General features: G+C 65.2%; 17 protein-coding genes. 10 read left to right on the top strand and 7 right to left on the bottom strand.

Annotation, left to right across the window (positions count from 1 at the left end):
- The first annotated feature begins 69 nt into the window (after positions 1-69).
- From ACOZ4H_RS08810 to ACOZ4H_RS08785, 6 genes are read left to right on the top strand one after another with little or no spacing between them, the layout of a single operon-like run.
- Complete coding sequence (locus tag ACOZ4H_RS08810) at positions 70-1,863, top strand: vWA domain-containing protein (RefSeq protein WP_424328919.1); 1,794 nt, start codon at positions 70-72, stop codon at positions 1,861-1,863.
- The gene (locus tag ACOZ4H_RS08805) at positions 1,863-4,229 is read left to right on the top strand and encodes a VWA domain-containing protein (protein ID WP_424328918.1); all 2,367 of its coding nucleotides are present in this window, start codon (positions 1,863-1,865) and stop codon (positions 4,227-4,229) included. The genes ACOZ4H_RS08810 and ACOZ4H_RS08805 overlap by 1 nt, the downstream gene beginning before the upstream one ends.
- Positions 4,226-4,888: a chromosome partitioning protein gene (locus tag ACOZ4H_RS08800; protein WP_424328917.1), complete on the top strand. Its 663-nt coding sequence runs from the start codon at positions 4,226-4,228 to the stop codon at positions 4,886-4,888. Before ACOZ4H_RS08805 ends, ACOZ4H_RS08800 begins: the two co-directional genes overlap by 4 nt.
- Positions 4,888-5,844, top strand: coding sequence for a DUF7502 family protein (locus ACOZ4H_RS08795; protein WP_424328916.1), 957 nt, complete (start codon positions 4,888-4,890; stop codon positions 5,842-5,844). The genes ACOZ4H_RS08800 and ACOZ4H_RS08795 overlap by 1 nt, the downstream gene beginning before the upstream one ends.
- Entirely contained in the window at positions 5,841-6,782 is a 942-nt protein-coding gene (locus ACOZ4H_RS08790; RefSeq protein ID WP_424328915.1) for an AAA family ATPase, read from the top strand. The genes ACOZ4H_RS08795 and ACOZ4H_RS08790 overlap by 4 nt, the downstream gene beginning before the upstream one ends.
- A 55-nt stretch (positions 6,783-6,837) precedes the next feature.
- Entirely contained in the window at positions 6,838-7,704 is an 867-nt protein-coding gene (locus ACOZ4H_RS08785; protein WP_424328914.1) for a DUF58 domain-containing protein, read from the top strand.
- 21 nt (positions 7,705-7,725) lie between these two features.
- Here ACOZ4H_RS08785 and pyrI read toward each other — a convergent pair whose 3' ends face one another.
- From pyrI to ACOZ4H_RS08765, 4 genes are all read right to left on the bottom strand, one after another.
- Positions 7,726-8,193 (bottom strand): aspartate carbamoyltransferase regulatory subunit, encoded by a 468-nt coding sequence (gene pyrI / locus ACOZ4H_RS08780; protein WP_424328913.1) that lies wholly within the window; start codon positions 8,191-8,193, stop codon positions 7,726-7,728.
- Positions 8,190-9,104: an aspartate carbamoyltransferase gene (gene pyrB, locus ACOZ4H_RS08775; RefSeq protein WP_424328912.1), complete on the bottom strand. Its 915-nt coding sequence runs from the start codon at positions 9,102-9,104 to the stop codon at positions 8,190-8,192. The genes pyrI and pyrB overlap by 4 nt, the downstream gene beginning before the upstream one ends.
- A 156-nt stretch (positions 9,105-9,260) precedes the next feature.
- Positions 9,261-10,418 (bottom strand): FG-GAP repeat domain-containing protein, encoded by a 1,158-nt coding sequence (locus ACOZ4H_RS08770; RefSeq protein WP_424328911.1) that lies wholly within the window; start codon positions 10,416-10,418, stop codon positions 9,261-9,263.
- Positions 10,419-10,456: 38 nt separating this feature from the next.
- Positions 10,457-11,389: a sugar phosphate isomerase/epimerase family protein gene (locus ACOZ4H_RS08765; protein WP_424328910.1), complete on the bottom strand. Its 933-nt coding sequence runs from the start codon at positions 11,387-11,389 to the stop codon at positions 10,457-10,459.
- A gap of 264 nt (positions 11,390-11,653) precedes the next feature.
- Between ACOZ4H_RS08765 and ACOZ4H_RS08760 the strand changes: the two genes are divergently transcribed.
- Both ACOZ4H_RS08760 and ACOZ4H_RS08755 read left to right on the top strand, forming a co-directional pair.
- A complete protein-coding gene (locus ACOZ4H_RS08760) occupies positions 11,654-12,280 on the top strand; it encodes a MinD/ParA family ATP-binding protein (RefSeq protein ID WP_424328909.1) in 627 nt (208 codons plus the stop codon).
- A gap of 28 nt (positions 12,281-12,308) precedes the next feature.
- A complete protein-coding gene (locus tag ACOZ4H_RS08755) occupies positions 12,309-12,938 on the top strand; it encodes an RAD55 family ATPase (protein WP_424328908.1) in 630 nt (209 codons plus the stop codon).
- A gap of 11 nt (positions 12,939-12,949) precedes the next feature.
- On the opposite strand, the gene ACOZ4H_RS08750 is transcribed toward ACOZ4H_RS08755, so the two are convergent.
- The 3 genes from ACOZ4H_RS08750 to ACOZ4H_RS08740 all read right to left on the bottom strand — a co-directional run bounded on the left by ACOZ4H_RS08750 (position 12,950) and on the right by ACOZ4H_RS08740 (position 15,332).
- Entirely contained in the window at positions 12,950-13,150 is a 201-nt protein-coding gene (locus tag ACOZ4H_RS08750; protein ID WP_424328907.1) for a hypothetical protein, read from the bottom strand.
- Between the two features lie 129 nt (positions 13,151-13,279).
- The gene (locus ACOZ4H_RS08745; RefSeq protein ID WP_424328906.1) at positions 13,280-14,224 is read right to left on the bottom strand and encodes an FKBP-type peptidyl-prolyl cis-trans isomerase; all 945 of its coding nucleotides are present in this window, start codon (positions 14,222-14,224) and stop codon (positions 13,280-13,282) included.
- A gap of 79 nt (positions 14,225-14,303) precedes the next feature.
- Positions 14,304-15,332 carry a threonine ammonia-lyase gene (locus ACOZ4H_RS08740; RefSeq protein WP_424328905.1) on the bottom strand — a complete coding sequence of 343 codons (1,029 nt, stop codon included), beginning with the start codon at positions 15,330-15,332 and terminating at the stop codon, positions 14,304-14,306.
- Between the two features lie 80 nt (positions 15,333-15,412).
- Between ACOZ4H_RS08740 and cyaB the strand changes: the two genes are divergently transcribed.
- Both cyaB and ACOZ4H_RS08730 read left to right on the top strand, forming a co-directional pair.
- Positions 15,413-15,955, top strand: a complete 543-nt coding sequence (gene cyaB / locus ACOZ4H_RS08735; protein ID WP_424328904.1) for a class IV adenylate cyclase — start codon at positions 15,413-15,415, stop codon at positions 15,953-15,955.
- 59 nt (positions 15,956-16,014) lie between these two features.
- Positions 16,015-17,217, top strand: coding sequence for a methionine adenosyltransferase (locus ACOZ4H_RS08730; RefSeq protein WP_424328903.1), 1,203 nt, complete (start codon positions 16,015-16,017; stop codon positions 17,215-17,217).
- Positions 17,218-17,222 lie beyond the last annotated feature (5 nt).

Genomic DNA, 17,222 nt, shown 5'->3' with positions numbered 1-17,222 from the left:
GCCGGATGCACACAGATTGGTGTCACCAGAGTCACAAGATAAATGCCACCTCCGCCTGATACACAGACAATGGTCCTCTCGGACGTTTTGCTTGCCCCCCTGGGACTGGCGGCCCTCCTCCTGGCAGTGCCGATAGTGGTGCTGTATCTCATCCGGCCGGACCCGCAGGAGCTCACGCTGCCGACGTTCCAGTTTCTCGTCGCCGGCGAACGCCAGCAGTCAGCGACGCCGTTTCTCGAACGGATTTCACGGAGCCTCCTGCTACTGTTGCAGGTGCTGGTCGTACTGGTGCTCGCGGTCGGACTGGCGACGCCGTATGTCACCGTCTCCGAGCGGGCGACGGTCGAAGAGACGGTCATCGTCGTCGACACCAGCGCGTCCATGCAGACCGACGCGGACGGCCAGACACGCTTCCAGCGGGCCGTCGCGGCCGCCCGGGAAGAAGTAACAGGGACGACCTCCGTCGTCACGACGACCAACGGCGGCGAGGTCGTGCTCCAGCGTGGCACGCCGACAGCGGCTCAGGGGACACTGGACGGGCTCAGCCCGACGGACGCGCCGGGAGAGCTCAGCGGCGCTATCTCGCAGGCAGCTTCGATTGCCGGCGAGAACGCCAGAGTCGTCGTCCTGAGTGACTTTGCGGGCGAGGAGTGGACCACTGCAGTCACGACGGCACGCGGGCGCGGGCTCTCCGTCGACCTCCAGCAATTTAACCGCGGGGGCGATGCGAACGTCGGTTTCATCGACCGCCGGTTCTCCGGCTCGGAGGTGGCGCTGTCGGTGAAAAACTACGGCGACTCGTCCGTCACCCGGACCGTTCGGCTCGGCAACGCCCAGCAAGAACTGCAGCTCGGGCCCGACGACGTGGGTTCGGTGACGCTACCGGTCCCGGCCGGCGGGAGCGAGGCCCGGCTCAGCCCGGGCGACAGTTTCGCGACTGACGACAGCGTCTACGTCGCCGCACCGGCGGACGCGGCTGTCGACGTACTGGTGCTGACAAACGACCGGAACCGGTACCTGACCACCGCGCTGTCGGTCGTCGACCGGGTGAACGTGACGGTCAGGCAGCCGCCGACGACGATTCAGGGCGACTACGACGTCATCCTGTACAGCAACGTCGACCCGAGTTCACTGCTGCCTGGCAACGTCGAAAGCGGGCGCGAACTGGTCGAAGACGGTGGCGGCGTGGCGGTACTGGCTCAAGATAACCTCCCACAGCGGTACCGGGACCTCCTCCTCATCGAGCCCGGCGAGACCCGGGCGGGCGCGACAGTGGGCCAGACGACACAGACACAGCTCACCCGCGGCATCGACTTCCAGCCCCCGGACGAGTACATTTCCGGGTCGCTACGTTCCGGGTCGGCCCAGGTGCAACTGGGTGACGGGACGCCGCTCATCGCGACGGAGGACCGGAACGGCGGGCGGGTCATGTACTACGGCTACATCGAGGACCGATCCAGCTTCAAGTTCAACTATCAGTACCCCGTGTTCTGGAAGCGGGCGGTGTACTACCTCGCGGACAGGGAACAGCTCCCGGCGCTGAACCACGAGACCGGTGAGACCGTCCGGTTCGGTAACACCACCGTCGAGGGGCCGGCCGGCCCCGTCTCCGGGAACTCGGTCCCGCTCCAGCGAGCCGGGCTCTACCGAAGCGAGAGCCGGCAAGTGAGCGCGTCGCTGCTGGACGAAGGCGAGTCAAACACCAACGTCGGAGCGCTCGACCAGCGCTCCGGAACGGCCGGGAACCTGACCCGGACCGAGCAGCGGTCAGTGCCACAGCCGCTGACCGAATACTTCGCGCTGGGCGGGCTGGTGCTCGCGCTGGTCGAGATCGGCTATCTGCGCCGGCGGGGTGACCTCTGATGGCGGTTTCCTACACCCTCACAGAGGGACTCACTGTCGGCGTCGAGCACCTGTGGCCCCTGCTCGCTGTGCCGGTTGCCGTCGGCCTCCTCGCGTATCTCATCCGGCGTGGCGACGGTGGACCGCGGTCGGCCTCGAACCGGAGCCGCCGACTTCTGCTTGCCAGCCGCGTGCTCATCGTCTGCCTGCTCGTCCTCGGCGCGATGGAACCGTACACCGTTCAGACCCGCGAGACGCCGGGCGAACCGGGCGTGACACTGCTGACAGATGAGTCCGCGAGCATGGGCATCTATCCGAACACGACCGACGAGCTGGTACGGGACATCGAAAACGAGGGGGTTCCGGTGACGCGAGCGACAATCGGCAGCGGGTCGAACTCGCGGATCGGCGACGGCGTGGCGGCAAACCTCCAAGAGAACGGGACGGTCGTCGTCGTCTCCGACGGACGCGTCACGGAGGGCCGGAGTCTGGCGACAGCCGCCGAGGACGCAGCCGGGCTCAACGCGACCGTCCACAGCGTCACCCCGCAGTCGCCACGCACTGAGCGAGCCGTGGCGATAGCGGGGCCGTCGACGGTGAGCCGCGGCGTCCAGTCACAGTATACCGTCTCGATGCAGGGCGTGAGCGTCCTCGAACCCGTGCCCGTCGAAGTGACAATCGACGGTGAGAGCGTGACTGAAGGAGAACTCCGGCCGGACGGCACGCTCACCGTCGACCACACGTTCGAGGAAATCGGGTCACACCGCGTGACTGCGACGCTGTCCGGCGACGACGAGTACGCGCGAAACGACGTGTTCTACAAGAGCGTCCGCGTCGTCGAACAGCCCGACGTGCTGTACGTCTCACAGGGCGAGTACCCCCTGCGGAACTACCTCGACTCGCTGTACAACGTTTCGACGGCCTCGTCAGTCCCGGCGGACCTCGATGACTACGCCGCCGTCGTCATGCAAGACACGCCGTCACAGAATATCGGGAACGCCACCGCGCTGCAGGACTTCGTCATCAACGGCGGCGGGCTCGTCGTCGCGGGCGGTGACAACGCCTACGAGAACGGCGGCTACGAAACGTCGTCGGTGGCCTCGATGCTCCCGGTCCGGGTGGGGAACGCGACCGGCGGCGAGTCGAACATCGTCATCCTCGTCGACGTCTCGGGCAGCGCCGAGGGCGGCCTCTCGATACAGAAAGCCGTCGCGCTGGACGTGCTCGACCAGCTCGGCGACGAGAACCAGGTCGGGGTCGTCGCGTTCAACTACGACGCGTATCGCGTCTCGGAGCTGCAGCGCCTCGGCCAGAACCGAGCGGAAACTGCCGACAGGATACGCCGACTGGAAAGCGGCGGCGCGACGGACATCGCCGTCGGGCTCCAAGGCGCCGACGAGCTACTGGGCGACCGCGAAGGAACGATCATCCTCCTCAGTGACGGCCAGGACCGGCTCGGTCCGCCGGCGGCCGTCGCCAACCAACTGGGCCGCGAGGGGACGCGCATCGTCTCGGTCGGCGTCGGCAAGCGCGTCGGCGTCGCGACGATGCGCCAGATCGCCAGCGAGTCCGGCGGCTCGTACTTCGCCGCCGACGAGACCGAGCGGCTGCGGCTCCTCTTTGGCGGCTCCTCGCGGCGCTACCAGGGGGAGAACCTCACCATCGTCACGGAAGACACGTTCATCACCTCCGGCGTGGAACTGACGGCGAACCCCGGCCAGGCAAACAACGTCCAGGTCAAGCCCGGGGCCGACTACCAGGTCGCCACCGCGGACGGCAAGCCGGCCATCGCCTCCTGGCGGTTCGGGCTGGGCCGCGTGGTCTCTATCACCGCCTACGACTCGGACAACACGATGGGCGGCCTGCTCGACCGGCCGGACTCGCTGGTCGTCACGAAGTCGGTCAACTACGCGGTGGGTGACCCAATGCGCACGCAGACCGGCGTCACAGCGGTCGGCGATGCCCGCGTGGGGCGTCCGACGACGCTGACCTACCAGGGCGATAGCCGCCCGGACGCAGCGGACATCTCTTTCCGCCAGATCGGTGACGGCCGGTATCGCGGCGAGTTCACGCCTCGGGAGGCAGGGTATCAGACGGCACTCGACACCGAGTACGCGGCGAACTACCCGGTCGAGTACGGTGCCTTCGGCCCGAGTGAGAGCCTCGATTCGCTCGTCGAAACGACGGGCGGGCAGACCTTCAGCCCGGACCAGGGCGAACAGATAGCCAGACAGGCACGCCAGAAGTCCACCCGGGTCCGCACCGTTCGGGACACCTGGGACTGGGTCGCCCTGCTCGGCGCGCTCCTGCTGTTCACCGGCGAGGTGGTCGCCCGGCGTGTTCAAGTATACCGCGGTCGCACCTCCCTGGAGAGTGGTCTCCCGTGAGCGCAATCGGCCGCCGTATCAACCTCGGGCTCGTGGTGTTCATCGTTCTCTCGATGGTCGGCACCGGCGGAACGACGGTGCTGTACCAGGACTCCGCGAGCGAGCTCCGGTCGCAGAACCAGGAGCTCCGACAGGAAAACGCCGAGCTCCGGGAGAATCTCGATGACACCAGGAGTGAACTGGAATCCACACAGACCCGCGTCGACGAACTCGAAGAGCAGTTGGAGACGCGGTCGGAAGACGTCGACCAGGTCGCAACCAATCTGAATCAGACGGAGTCGCAGTTGAACGCCACGGAGAGCCAGTTGGCAGAGACTCGGCAGTCACTCCGCGAGAGCCGGAACAGAGTCGAGGAGCTGGAGGGGACGGTCGGTGACCTTCGAGACGAGCGCGACACGCTCCAGGACGAAGTCGATGACCTCGAGTCGACAATCGACGATCTGGAGACGGAAAACGAGGAGTTAGCGGACGAGCGCGACGAACTCGAAGACCAGGTGTCCGACCTGCAAGACGAGATCGACAGCCTGGAATCACGGATAAGTACGCTCGAAAGCGACATCGACGAACTCGAAAGCCAAAACCAGGAGCTGCGAGACGATATCGAGACGCTCTGTAGCCAGCCCGAGAACCAAGACAAAGCCATCTGTGAGGGCTACTAATGGACGAACCAGACACAGACACCGGAGAAACCGGCGGCGAGGGCCCCGCAGATGACGGACGGGCGCAAGCCCGCGAACGCATGGCCGCAGCCATCGCCGAGGTCAGACGCGAAGGCAAGAAGGCGGCGTTCGTCTATGCCGTCGTCGACGCAGTGCTGATCTTTCTCCTGGTGAACCTCCTCCTGACTGTCCTCTCGCCGGTCGAGCTCCCGACGCAGTTGTCGGTCCCCGCGGCGGTGACGGACCCGGTCGGCACGGCCGTCGGTCGCTCGGTGTCGGGGCTATCCTTCCCCACGGGCGCAGTCGTCGGTATCGTCGGCGGGGCGTGCTGGTTCCTCGGCGAGTATCTGTACCGGGTCCGCCAGCCGCTCGTCGAACAGTTCGAGGCGGCGAACGCGAACGTCACCGACGCGCTCCGAACGGCGCGGGACGCGGTCGAGGACGGGGCCGAGACGCGGATGGCGGCCCGGCTCTACGAGGATGTCCTCGATGGGCTGAAACAGAGTTCGAGCGTCGCGCTCGTCGACAGCCGGCGACTGCTCGGGACGCTCGTCGTCGTTATCCTGCTGAGTCTGGCGACAGTGCAGGTGGCCGTCGTCGACATCGGTCTATTGGACCGCGATCCAGTCGAGACGGAGTCGCCGAACGACCGGCCCAGCAATTACGAGGGACTCGAAGACGGCGACGCGATACTCGGCGATAGCGAGGACGTGCAGGCCGGCGACGAGAACCTCACCGCCGAGATCGATTCGACGGGCGGCGACGAGGAGGTCGACCGGAGCCAGTCGTTCCCGTCGTCGCCGGACACCGGGGGACCGGGGAGTGGAAGCGGCACGGTCGATAGCCAACAGGCCGGGTTCGCCGGCCAGGAAGACGTCGAGGATGCGGACCTCATCCGCGAGTACAATCTCAGGATCCGAGAGCAAGACACGGACGACGAGGACACCGACCCATGAGCCCAGAGCAAGACATCGACGAACTACAGCGGAAAATCGCGAACGCACGTGAACAGATCAGCACACGGATCGTCGGTCAGGAGGAGGTACTAGAGCAACTGCTCATCTGTATCCTGGCCGACGGTAACGCCCTGCTCGAATCTAACCCGGGACTGGGGAAGACGACGATGGTCCGGACAGTCGCGGAGGTGACCGATCTTCAGTTCTCCCGGATCCAGAACACCCCCGACCTGATGCCCTCCGACATCACGGGGACCGAAATCATCCGCGAGACCGACAGCGGCCGCGAGTTCGTCTTCGAGAAGGGGCCGGTGTTCGCCAACGTCGTGCTGGCCGACGAGATCAACCGGGCGACGCCGAAGACACAGGCGGCCCTGCTGGAAGCGATGCAGGAGAAACAGGTGACCGCCGCAGGCGAGACCTACGAACTGCCGCGCCCCTTCTTCATCCTGGCGACACAGAACCCCATCGACCAGTCGGGGACGTACGCGCTCCCGGAGGCCCAGACCGACCGCTTCATGCTGAAGCTGCTGGTCGACTACCCCGACTACGACGAGGAGCGGACTATCGTCGACATGTACACCGCCGGCGCGGAGCAGGTCCCCGTCGAGCGCTCGCTGACCCGCCCGGAGATTCAGGAAATCCAGCAACTGGTCCGCGAGATGCCCATCGCCGACGACCTCCGCGACCGGGCGGTCCAGCTCGTCCGCCGGACCCGCGAGGCCGACGACATCGAGTTCGGTGCCAGCCCGCGAGCGAGCATGGCGCTCGTCCAGACGGCGAAGGCGCGGGCGTTCCTCCGCGGCCGCTCGCACGTCACGGGCGAGGACATCGAAGCCCTGGCCGCCCCGGTGCTCCGGCACCGGATTATCGTGGACTTCCGGGCCGAGCGGGAGGGCCGGACGGCGGACGACCTCATCGCGGCGCTGATGGAATGACCCGCCCGACGACCGCAGTTTGGCGGGCGGCTCAGCGAGAGTGGGAGGGCCAGCCGTGACTATCGAACCGGACTTCCTGGACGAACTCGGCCGGTTCACCGCCGCGCTGAACCGCCAGACCACCTCGATTCGACAGGGTGATCAGCAGTCCCCGCGGGTCGGCGAAGGGCTCACGTTTAGCGATTACCGTCGCTACTCACCGGGGGACGACACGCGACGGATCGACTGGAAGCTGTTCGCCCGGACGGAGGAGTACTTCATCAAGCAGTACGAGGAAGAGCGGAGCCTGACCGTCCACCTGCTCGTCGACACGAGCGCGTCGATGGACTACGGCGAAGCGTCGAGTCACAAGTTCGAATACGCCGCCAAGCTCGGGCTCGGATTCGCCTACCTCACCGCAGAGGAGAACAACGACTTCCGGTTCTGTACGTTCCGCAACCGGGTGGACCGGATCGATACGGGTCAGTCGAACCGGGGGGAACTCCTCTCGCTCATCGACCAGTTGAACGAGATGACGGTCGACGGGACGGCCGATTTCGAATCCGCGCTGGAGGCGTACGCCGAACGCATCCGCTCGCGCTCGCTCGTCGTGGTGTTCAGCGACTGTCTGACCGAGCCTGAGGAACTCGAATCGGGCATCGCCGCGCTCGCACGCAACGACGCCGACGTGTTGCTCGTCCGCGTGGTCGCCCCGGGGGAACGGGACCCCGGCGTCGTCGGTGACGTGCTGTTCGCCGACCCCGAGAGCGACGAGAAACGCCGGTCGTATTTCAGCGGCTCGCTGGCCGAAACGTACCAGTCACGACTCGATGCCCACGTCGACTCGGTGTCGAACCGTGTCACTGCGCTTGGCGCGGACCACGTACTGGTCGATACCGGCGAAGACTACTTCGACTCGTTTGCGAGCATCTGGCTGCAGTAGCCGGACGGCAGCAGGGACGACTTACTCTGCGAGAATGTGTGCCGGCAGGTCGTCGCGGATGATCGTATCGCAGTACTCACAGCGCACCCCGTCGTCGCCGACGGCAAACCGCGAGTCGACGGGCTCGTCCTCAGTCGTGATGCAGTTGTGGTTCGGGCACTCGAGGACCCCCTCGACGACCGACGGGCGCTCGACGCGGCCTTTTTCAACGACCTCGTAGTCGCGGATAATGTTAATCGTCGCCGCAGGGGCGATGAGCGAGAGCACGTCGACCTCGTCTTGGGAGAGTTCGCGACCCTCGACCTTGACCACGTCCTTGTGGCCCAGACGGTCCGAGGGCATGTTCATCGCGACGGAGACGGAGTCGCCGCTGGTCCCGTCGATGCCGAGAATCGCCAGGACGTTCAGCGCCTGTCCGCCCGCGATATGGTCGATGACGGTGCCGTTCTGGATCTTCGAGACGCGGAGTTGCTGGTCGTTGTCGCTCATTGGTCGCCTCCGAGCATCAGGTCGAGCAGGGCCATCCGCACCGGGACGCCGTTGTGGGCCTGCTGGAAGTACTGCGCGTGGGTGGTCTCGTCGACGTCGTGGGCGATCTCGTCGACGCGCGGGAGCGGGTGCATGACGGTCAGATCGTCCTTGGCCGCATCCAGCGTGGCAGCGTCGATCTGGTACTGGCCGGCGACTTCGCGGTACTCGCCCTCGTCGGGGAACCGCTCGGCCTGGATGCGTGTCACGTAGAGCACGTCCAGTTCCGGAAGTATCTCGTCGAGTTCGGTGTGCTCGCGGATGCCCGCACCGGCCTCGTGGAGATCGTAGCGGACCGAGCGCGGAAGCTGGAGCGATTCGGGGCTGATGAAGTGCTGTCTGGCGTCGACGGTCGTGAGGGCGTGGGCCAGCGAGTGGACCGTCCGTCCGTACTTCAGGTCGCCCATGATGCCGATAGTCAGGTCATCGAAGCCCGCGTTCTCACGGATCGTGTAGAGATCGAGCAGCGTCTGTGTCGGGTGCTGGCCGGCTCCGTCGCCGGCGTTGACGAGCGGCACGTCGACGAACTCGCTCGCCATCTTCGCGGAACCCTCCATTGGGTGCCGGAGCACGAGCGCGTCGGTGTACCCCTCGACGACGCGCACGGTGTCGGCCAGTGACTCGCCTTTCTTCACGCTGGAGGACTCGACAGAGCCCATATCGACGATGTCGCCACCGAGGCGTTTCATCGCCGTAGTGAAGCTCATCTTCGTCCGGGTACTTGGCTCGAAAAAGAGGAGGCCAAGCAGCGTGTCGCTGTGCCGGTCCGCGAACGCCCCCGGGTCAGCCGCGATGTCGGCCGCGTGGTCGAGCACCGTCTCGATGTCGCCCCGCGAGAGTTGTTTCGCGCTGATGATGTGGTCGTGCCGCATTTCACTCGATACCGCGCTCCGGACGGTCTTGAATCCCCCGACACGGGAACAGGACGTTCGCCCCCAGCGTCATGTTCGGTTTGAGGGAGCATCGACACGAAGGTCGAAAACAGGCCGTTGAGAGCGTAGCGGCGGACGTAGCAGTAGGACGATTCGTCAGGGATTGCTCTGCCAGACATCGACGCGTGGCTCAGTGTACGCCTTGCCGACGATGTCGGGGATGCCGTCACCGTCGAGATCGACGACTTTCGCCTCGTGGGTGGGAATGCCGGTATTCAGTTGTTTCCGCTCGAAGTTCCCCGTCCCGTCGTTGTGGAACACGAACTGTCGGGGTTCGTGTCCGTCCTCCAGCCCCATTTCCGCGACGAAGATGTCGGGGCTGCCGTCGTCGTCGAAGTCCGCCACGTCGAGGCTGTGCGGGTTCGAGAGGCCGTCATGCAGCAGGGTCAGGTCCCACTCGGGCGGGTCGAACACGCCCAGTCGGGCCGGGCGGTCGTCGAGGTACGGCTCGTCGCCCTCGACGAGGATTATCTCCAGGTCACCGTCGCTGTCCACGTCCGCGATGGCGACGCGGGTACACTGCCAGCCCTCGGCGATCAGCTCTCGGTCCCACCCGTCGGCCGTCCGGTGGAAGACGTTGGGGCCGGCGACGATTTCGACCTCGCCGTCGCCGTCGACGTCCTCGACAGCGACGCCCTCGACGTCGAGGTCCTCCGCGACGATGTGGCGGTTGGCCACCGGCCACGGCTCCCGGGTCGGGTCGTCGGGAATGTCGTAGTAGAACACGGTTCGGGACTCCTGAGACAGCCCGACGACCTCGTTCTGTCCGTCGCCGTCCACGTCCGCCACGGCGGTGTCGTGATACTTCTCGAAGTCGTCGGTGATGAGCCGACGCGTCCACTGCTCCCGCGGGTCGTCCGGAATCTCGAACCACCACAGCTTGTGCTGGTGGATGTTCTGGCCGGCGACCAGGTCCGGGCGGCCGTTCCCCGTTATGTCGCCGAGCGAGCCCCCGACGGAGAGCTCCGGTGCGCTGGCAACGTCGTGGCGCTCCCAGCCGGGGTTTTCGTACCAGAACACGTTCGTCTGGAGCCAGCGAGCAACCGGCCCCATACCGAACACGGACAGCAGGTCGACCGACTTGTCGACGAGCGGGAACCTGACCTCGTGCTCGTCGCCGAGCGCGCCGACGATGACGTCTGGCCGACCGTTCCCCGTGAGGTCGGTCGTGAGACAGAAGCTCATCGTGCTCGCCGGCGGCGAGGCCTCGATGCGCTCGTGGTGGAGATTCATATCCCAGCCGTTCGGGTGCATCGGTATTGTTATAGCCGGGCTAACACCGCCGACAGCGGTCACGAACTCGTGGCAGGAATCCGTGTGGGGCTCCGCGATTGGTCACTCCCATCGAGGAGATGCTCCAGCGTGGTCGCCCCGTGGTCGACCTTCGCTGCCGGGTCGCTGTCGAGTTCGTTCTCGTATATCACCCAGTCGACGCCGGCGTCGGTCGCGGCGTCGACGACCGCATCCATATCCACGAGGCCCTCGCCGTGGGGGACGTTCTCGTAGCCCCGCAACGGCCCGGCCGAGGCTACGTCCCGAAGATGTACCATCTCGATACGGTCGCCACAGAGTGAGAAGAGCGCGGTCGGGTCATAGCCGGCTTCGCGGATTTCCGCGACCTCCGGCTCGAGCGTGACTTCCGTCGGCGCAGTCCGAGCAATGAGGTTCCATATCGGGGTCTCGCTCGGTATCGTCGTCGGCTCGGTCGGCCGAAGTTCAGTCAGCAACCGGTGTGTGTACCGCCCGACTGCTGCGGGTATCGGCGTTTCTCCGGTGATTTTGCCCACCCCGTCCGGGAGGAAGGGGCGGAACGCCCGCCGGCCGGTGTGATACCCGAGCTGCATGTCCCAGTCTGCGAGGGCGGCCGCTGCGTCGCGGAACCGGCGGGAGAGCGAGCGGATATCGCTCCGGGTTCGAAGCTCGGACGTCGAGAGATGTGGAACGACGACTGTGTCACACCCCACTGTTCGGCACCGGACTAGCAGGTCAGATTCGCCGTCCAGAGCAGCCTCGATTTCAGGGAAGTCTGCGTGGACGGCGACTGGTACGAGGTCGGCGTCATCGAGGGCCGCCGCGACATCTTCAGGCGGTTCTTCGTGGAACCGGTAGGCGAATTCGACCCCGTCGTAGCCGGCAGCACCGACACGCCGGACGATTTCAGGGAGTGACTCGGATAGGGTACGGATACTGTATAACTGGAGAGCCTTGTTCGGTCCACTGTCCATACTCCATAGTTGTGTTGTGACTATTATCGTTACACACATACTATCTCTTCATAGGTGGAGTCTAAACGAACGGTTCGGCCGTCGGGACGTTTGCCACTCGAAGTGTAGTCCCGCTACGGACAGCGGAATGCAGCGCGTAACAATCGTATAAACGTAGGCAACAACCAACCACGATGAGACGGTCGCCCTAGCCCGGGTTCGGTGGTCACTGTCCCACGGCTCCCAGCACGAGGGTTCAAAACCGATAGGCGGACCACCCACAGTATGCTCGCAATCGCTGGCGGCAAGGGTGGCTGTGGGAAAACGACGGTGGCCCTCGGGGTCGGACAGGCACTGGGGACGACGACCGGACGGTCGCTGGTCGTCGACACCGACCGTGATATGCCGAATCTCCATCGCCGCGCCGGTGTCGATCCGACATTCGGAATCACGGACATCACGGCCACGGCTGACCCGGCTACGGTCGCCCAGGGTGCCACGACCGTCGAGAACGTCGACGTGCTGCCCTGTCAGGCCGCCTCCGAAGCCGCTGTCGGCAACGCCATCGACAGGCTATCCCGGTGTGACCGGCCCGTGGTACTGGACTGTCCTGCCGGCGCCGGCCCGGACGCCGCCCGCCCGCTGCGGGCGGCTGACAGGACAGTGCTCGTGAGTGAACCAACCCGACAGAGCCTCACCGACACAGCCAAAACTGCGGCGATGGCTAGGGCGCTCGACGCGCCGCCCGCCCTCACGGTCCTCGTCGGCAGTGACGGGTCGGTAGATCCATCGGACCTGCTGGCCTCTCCGAGAACGGTCCACATTCCATCGGTGTCGAAACCGCTGGAATCGGACCGAGCGGCGGCAAAATACGTCGAGATAGCGAACGTTCTCACCAAGCGGAATACTTAATCTCGTGGCTAAATAACCTCTCAGTGGTATGGTCAACCGGTTGCGAACGGGCATCGATGTCCTCGACAGAAAGCTCGACGGTGGCATCCCTGCCGGGAGTATCGTCGTGCTCTCTGCCCAGCCGGCCAGCCAGGCGGAGCTGTTCCTCTACGAACTCACCGCCACGCGCGGAACCCTGTGGCTGTCGCTCGACCGGACCGCCGAGTCGGTCATCGCAAGCATCGAGCAGACGCCGGCTAACACCGGCGACCCGACGGTGCGACACATCTCCGGCGAAGCGCCGCTCGACAACGCCGGCAAACTCGTCTCGGCGCTCCCGGAGACTTCGAACCTCATCGTCGACCCCCTCGACGTGCTGGAAGCCCAGGAGCCACACTCGCGGTTCCGCGCGTTCATGAACGACCTGCAGAACCACATCGTCAACACCGGGAGCCTCGCTATCGTCCACTGTCTCGATGGCCGCGACGTGCCACCGCTTCGGGATACCACCGAGCACTTCGCCGACGTGGTGTTCCAGCTCGACACCACGACGAACGGTGACGAGGTGGAGAACCGCCTCGCGATTCCGAAATTCCGCGGCGGACGGGCCCCCACCGACATCATCAAGCTCAACCTCGTCGAAGAGGTCAGCATCGACACCAGCCGCGACATCGCCTGATACGGGTTATTCTATTCGCGGCCGGGCCGTGGCTCTCTGTCCGTCGAGCCGAACTCCGTTCCCACGAGTATCAACAGGAACAGCCCGAGACCGACGCCGACACCCGCTGCCAGTCCGAGCCCAGCGCGTCCGGTCAGTACGACCGTGCCGACGCCGAACGCGATTCCCGGCGGGAGCGCGAGGAGTGACGGGTACACTAGCGACACTCGCATGGGTAGTGATGACGTGTCGTGCGTATAACCGTTCTCCCGGGTGAGCCGTCAGAAAGTCGCAGCCGCTATCGCTCGGAACGGTAAAACAGGTGGCTGGCGCTCAATACTGCAGAACCGCTCGCGTGGCAGTTACTCTTCGGCGCCTTCGATCTCTTCGACGATCTCCTCGGCGTCCACGTCGGCGTCTTCCAGCGCGTCTTCGATGTCAGCGCCGCCGGCACCGCCCATGCCGCCCATCATGCCGGGCATGCCCATGCCACCGCCACCGATCTCCTCCTGCACGATGATGCGGTCGATGTCGAGCAGCTGGGTGAGCTGCTGGGCGATCTGCTGTTTGCCCATCATCCACTGCTGGTTCATCGTCAGCTGCGGCGTCGCCTCGATGTACAGGGTGTCCTTCTCGACCTCGACGGTCTCGTACTCGGGTTCGGACTCGTCGTCCTCGTCTTCGTCGTCGCTCTCGACGAGCTGTTCCTCTTCGACGGTGTCGGTCTCGAACCACACGTCGAGCTCCATGTCGAGCATCATCCGGATGATGCCCTGGGCCTTCTCCTCGCGGTCGGTGACCTCTTCGAGGATTTCGTAGTCGTACTCGACGTCCTCGCCGGCCAGCGGGTGGTTGAAGTCAACGCGCGCGCGGCCGCCGATGATGGTCTCGACGTGCCCGTGCTCGCCTTCGATATCGACGTGTGCGCCGGGGTAGCGGTCGTCCTCGGGGATCTTGTCCTTCGAGACCGTCCGGACCTCTTCCTCGTCGTACTCGCCGAAGGCGTCGGCGGCCGCAACGGTCACGTTGCCCTCGTCGCCGACCTCCTTCCCGTAGATGTCCTGCTCGACGTCCGGGAATATGTGGTTCTCGCCCAGCACGATGGTGCGCGGGCCGAACTCCTGCTGTTCGGTGTCGACGCCGTCGTCTTCGGCGACTTCCTCGTCAGTCGTATCGACAAGCTGGCCGCCGTCGACGGTGCGGGCGGTGTAGGCGAGCTTGACGACATCGCCTTTCTGTAGTCCTTCCGCTTGCTCTTCTTCGTCTGCAGCTTCTTCGTCGACTTCGGTCTCAGACTCGTTGCTCATACCCTGTTCGTCAGTCGTGGCACTCTTAAGGACAACGTTTCCCGGTCAGTAGCGGTCGAGCAGCTTCGGAAGTGGCCGGCTAGTACTCGCTTTCAGCTAGCAGCCGGTGGAACTTCTCGCGGCCGATGTTCCGCCCTGAGACGGGAAGGACGACCGTCTCGCCCCGTACTTCGTCGCCAGCCTGGAGCGCTGCGGCGACAGCCGTCGCACAGGCCCCTTCCATGACGATGCGGTCCGTCTCGAACAGGCGCGCCACGGCGTCCGCGATGGCATCTTCCGATACGAGCCGGAAATCGGCGAGTCCCGCCTGCAGTATTTCCGTCGGGAGTGCGAACGGTACCCGGGTTGCGACGCCCTCGGCGATAGTGTCGACGCTGTCGAGGGCCTCCAGCGTCTCCTCCTGCCAGGCGCGGTACACCGCGGGCGCGCCCGCGGCCTGCACGCCGACGACAGCGGTGTCGGTCATCGCCCCGAGCGTGATGCAGTACCCGGCCGCGGCGGTGCCGCCGCCGACGGGACAGAACACGCGGTCAACGTCTGGTCGTTCGTCGAGGATTTCGAGGCCAGCTGTGCCGACGCCAGCGAGCAGTTTCGGTTCGTTGCCAGAGTGGACGTAGCGCGCCTCACGCTGGGTCGCCAGGTCCTCGATGTGTTCGCGGGCCTCGTCGTAGTCCTCGCCGTGCTGGATGACCTCCGCACCGAGTTGCTCCAGCGCGTCGACCTTTCCGGCGTTGGCTTCCTTCGGGACGCCGATAGTGACGGGCACGTCGAACTCACGCCCGGCCCAGGCGATAGATTGGCCGTGGTTCCCCGTGCTCGCGGCGAGCAGTCCGCCGTCGCGGAACTCATCGTCGAGAGACGAAACGAGATTCACGCCGCCGCGGACTTTGAACGCGCCGGTCGGGAGCGTGTCCTCTCTCTTGAGCAGGACATCCGCCTCGAGGGCATCGGAGAGGGCTTCGCTGCGGACCAGTGGCGTCTCTGGGAGATGCTGTCGGATGCGTTGCCGGGCGCGTGCGACCGCCGCCACCGTCGGCGGCGTCAGGTCGTGATACGGGAAGAGGGTCGTCTCGTCCGGGGAGTCGATCGGTTCGTAGCGACCGGCCATACTACTACCCGGGAGAGCGGACACAGTAAATGGCGCGGTCGACGGGAGCGTTTTTCAGCGGGCCGGTCCAGCCCCACAGTATGTACGAAGTCGAGGTGAAAGTGCCAGCGGATATCGAGGCTGTCGCGCAGCGACTCGACGAACTCGGGGCCGAGCAGGTCGATACGGTGATACAGACGGACACGTACTACGACGCCCCCCACCGGAATTTCGCCGAGACAGACGAGGCGTTCCGGGTCCGCCGCGAGACCAGGAAGGGGGAGACGAACGCGAAAGTCACCTACAAAGGGCCACTGCTCGAAGCAGAATCGAAGAGCCGCGAGGAGTTCGAAACGGGCGTCGAGGACGGCGACGACATCGACGCTATCGTCCAGCACCTCGGCTTCGAGCCCGCGGCGACGGTCCGGAAGAACCGCCGGGTCTACGAGGTCCGAGAGTACGATGTCACGCTCGACGCTGTCGACGATGTCGGCGAGTTCGTCGAAGTCGAGCGCGAAACTGACGGCGATATCGAACCGGTACGGGAAGGTGCCTACGAGGTGCTTCGGGACCTCGACCTGGACCCGCACGACCAGCAACGGACCTCATACCTCGGCATGCTGCTCGGCGATGCGAGCGAGTAATCATTTCTCCGCTATCTGTTCCCGTAAGTTATAGAAGCCGGCCAGACGAAGCCGGGGTAATGACCGAGCGGAACATCCACGTCCAACCGGCGAGCGGGCTCGCCGTCGAAGATCAGGATATCGAAGTCGTAGAACGCAAGGGCATCGGCCATCCGGACTCTATCTGTGACGGTATCGCGGAGACGGTGTCGCGGGCGCTGGCCCAGACCTACATCGACCGGTTCGGGACAGTCCTGCACTACAACACCGACGAGACACAGCTCGTCGCCGGAACCGCCGCGCCCGCGTACGGCGGCGGCGAAGTGCTGGAACCGATTTATATACTGGTCGTCGGACGAGCGACGAAGAAGTTCGACGGCGAGCGCATCCCGGCCGAGAGCATCGCTCTCCGGGCCGCCCGCGACTACCTCGACGAGCAGTTCCCGCACCTCGATCTCGGCTCCGACGTTATCGTCGATGTCCAATTCGGCGAAGGGTCAGGCGATCTCCAGACCGTGTTCGGCGAGGAGGCGACAGTACCGATGGCAAACGACACTAGCTACGGCGTCGGCCACGCCCCCCTGACCGAGACCGAACAGATCGTCCTCAACACCGAGCAGAAATTGACCGGCGAGTACGCCGAGTCCAACCCTGTCGTCGGCCAGGACGTGAAGGTGATGGGCAAGCGCGAGGGCGACCACATCGACGTGACCGTCGCTGTTGCAATGGTTGACGAACACGTTCCGGACCTCGATGCGTACAAAACCGCCGTCTCGGACGTTCAAGCGTTCGTCACCGACCTCGCCGAAGAGTACACTGACCGGGACGTAACGGTTCACGTCAACACGGCCGACGACTACGACGCCGAGTCGATCTATCTCACGACGACCGGCACCAGCGCCGAGCAGGGCGATGACGGCTCCGTCGGGCGCGGAAACCGCGCAAACGGCCTCATCACGCCGAACCGTCCGATGAGCATGGAAGCGACATCGGGGAAGAACCCCGTCAACCATATCGGGAAGATATACAACCTCCTCTCGACGGAAATCGCACAGTCCGTCGCGAGCGAGGTCGACGGCATCCGACAGGTCCAGATGCGCCTGCTCTCACAGATCGGGTCACCGATTGACGAGCCCCACGTCGCTGATGCGACAGTTATCACCGAGGATGGTGTCGCGATCGGCGACGTCGAATCGGATATCCAGGCCACGATCGACGATGAACTGGCCGACGTGACCGACATCACGCGGCAGGTCATCGACGGCAACCTCTCGACGTTCTGAGAGGG

This window comes from Haloarcula amylolytica (genome assembly GCF_049705545.1).
GTDB lineage: Archaea > Halobacteriota > Halobacteria > Halobacteriales > Haloarculaceae > Haloarcula > Haloarcula amylolytica_B.
This window is presented reverse-complemented; position numbering and strand designations above follow the sequence as displayed.

Coding starts and splice junctions, on each gene's coding strand:
- ACOZ4H_RS08810 (WP_424328919.1), top strand. CDS start 70: ATGGTCCTCTCGGACGTTTTGCTTGCCCCCCTGGGACTGGCGGCCCTC.
- ACOZ4H_RS08805 (WP_424328918.1), top strand. CDS start 1,863: ATGGCGGTTTCCTACACCCTCACAGAGGGACTCACTGTCGGCGTCGAG.
- ACOZ4H_RS08795 (WP_424328916.1), top strand. CDS start 4,888: ATGGACGAACCAGACACAGACACCGGAGAAACCGGCGGCGAGGGCCCC.
- ACOZ4H_RS08790 (WP_424328915.1), top strand. CDS start 5,841: ATGAGCCCAGAGCAAGACATCGACGAACTACAGCGGAAAATCGCGAAC.
- pyrI (WP_424328913.1), bottom strand. CDS start 8,193: ATGAGCGACAACGACCAGCAACTCCGCGTCTCGAAGATCCAGAACGGC.
- pyrB (WP_424328912.1), bottom strand. CDS start 9,104: ATGCGGCACGACCACATCATCAGCGCGAAACAACTCTCGCGGGGCGAC.
- ACOZ4H_RS08770 (WP_424328911.1), bottom strand. CDS start 10,418: ATGCACCCGAACGGCTGGGATATGAATCTCCACCACGAGCGCATCGAG.
- ACOZ4H_RS08765 (WP_424328910.1), bottom strand. CDS start 11,389: ATGGACAGTGGACCGAACAAGGCTCTCCAGTTATACAGTATCCGTACC.
- ACOZ4H_RS08760 (WP_424328909.1), top strand. CDS start 11,654: ATGCTCGCAATCGCTGGCGGCAAGGGTGGCTGTGGGAAAACGACGGTG.
- ACOZ4H_RS08755 (WP_424328908.1), top strand. CDS start 12,309: ATGGTCAACCGGTTGCGAACGGGCATCGATGTCCTCGACAGAAAGCTC.
- ACOZ4H_RS08750 (WP_424328907.1), bottom strand. CDS start 13,150: ATGCGAGTGTCGCTAGTGTACCCGTCACTCCTCGCGCTCCCGCCGGGA.
- ACOZ4H_RS08745 (WP_424328906.1), bottom strand. CDS start 14,224: ATGAGCAACGAGTCTGAGACCGAAGTCGACGAAGAAGCTGCAGACGAA.
- ACOZ4H_RS08740 (WP_424328905.1), bottom strand. CDS start 15,332: ATGGCCGGTCGCTACGAACCGATCGACTCCCCGGACGAGACGACCCTC.
- cyaB (WP_424328904.1), top strand. CDS start 15,413: ATGTACGAAGTCGAGGTGAAAGTGCCAGCGGATATCGAGGCTGTCGCG.
- ACOZ4H_RS08730 (WP_424328903.1), top strand. CDS start 16,015: ATGACCGAGCGGAACATCCACGTCCAACCGGCGAGCGGGCTCGCCGTC.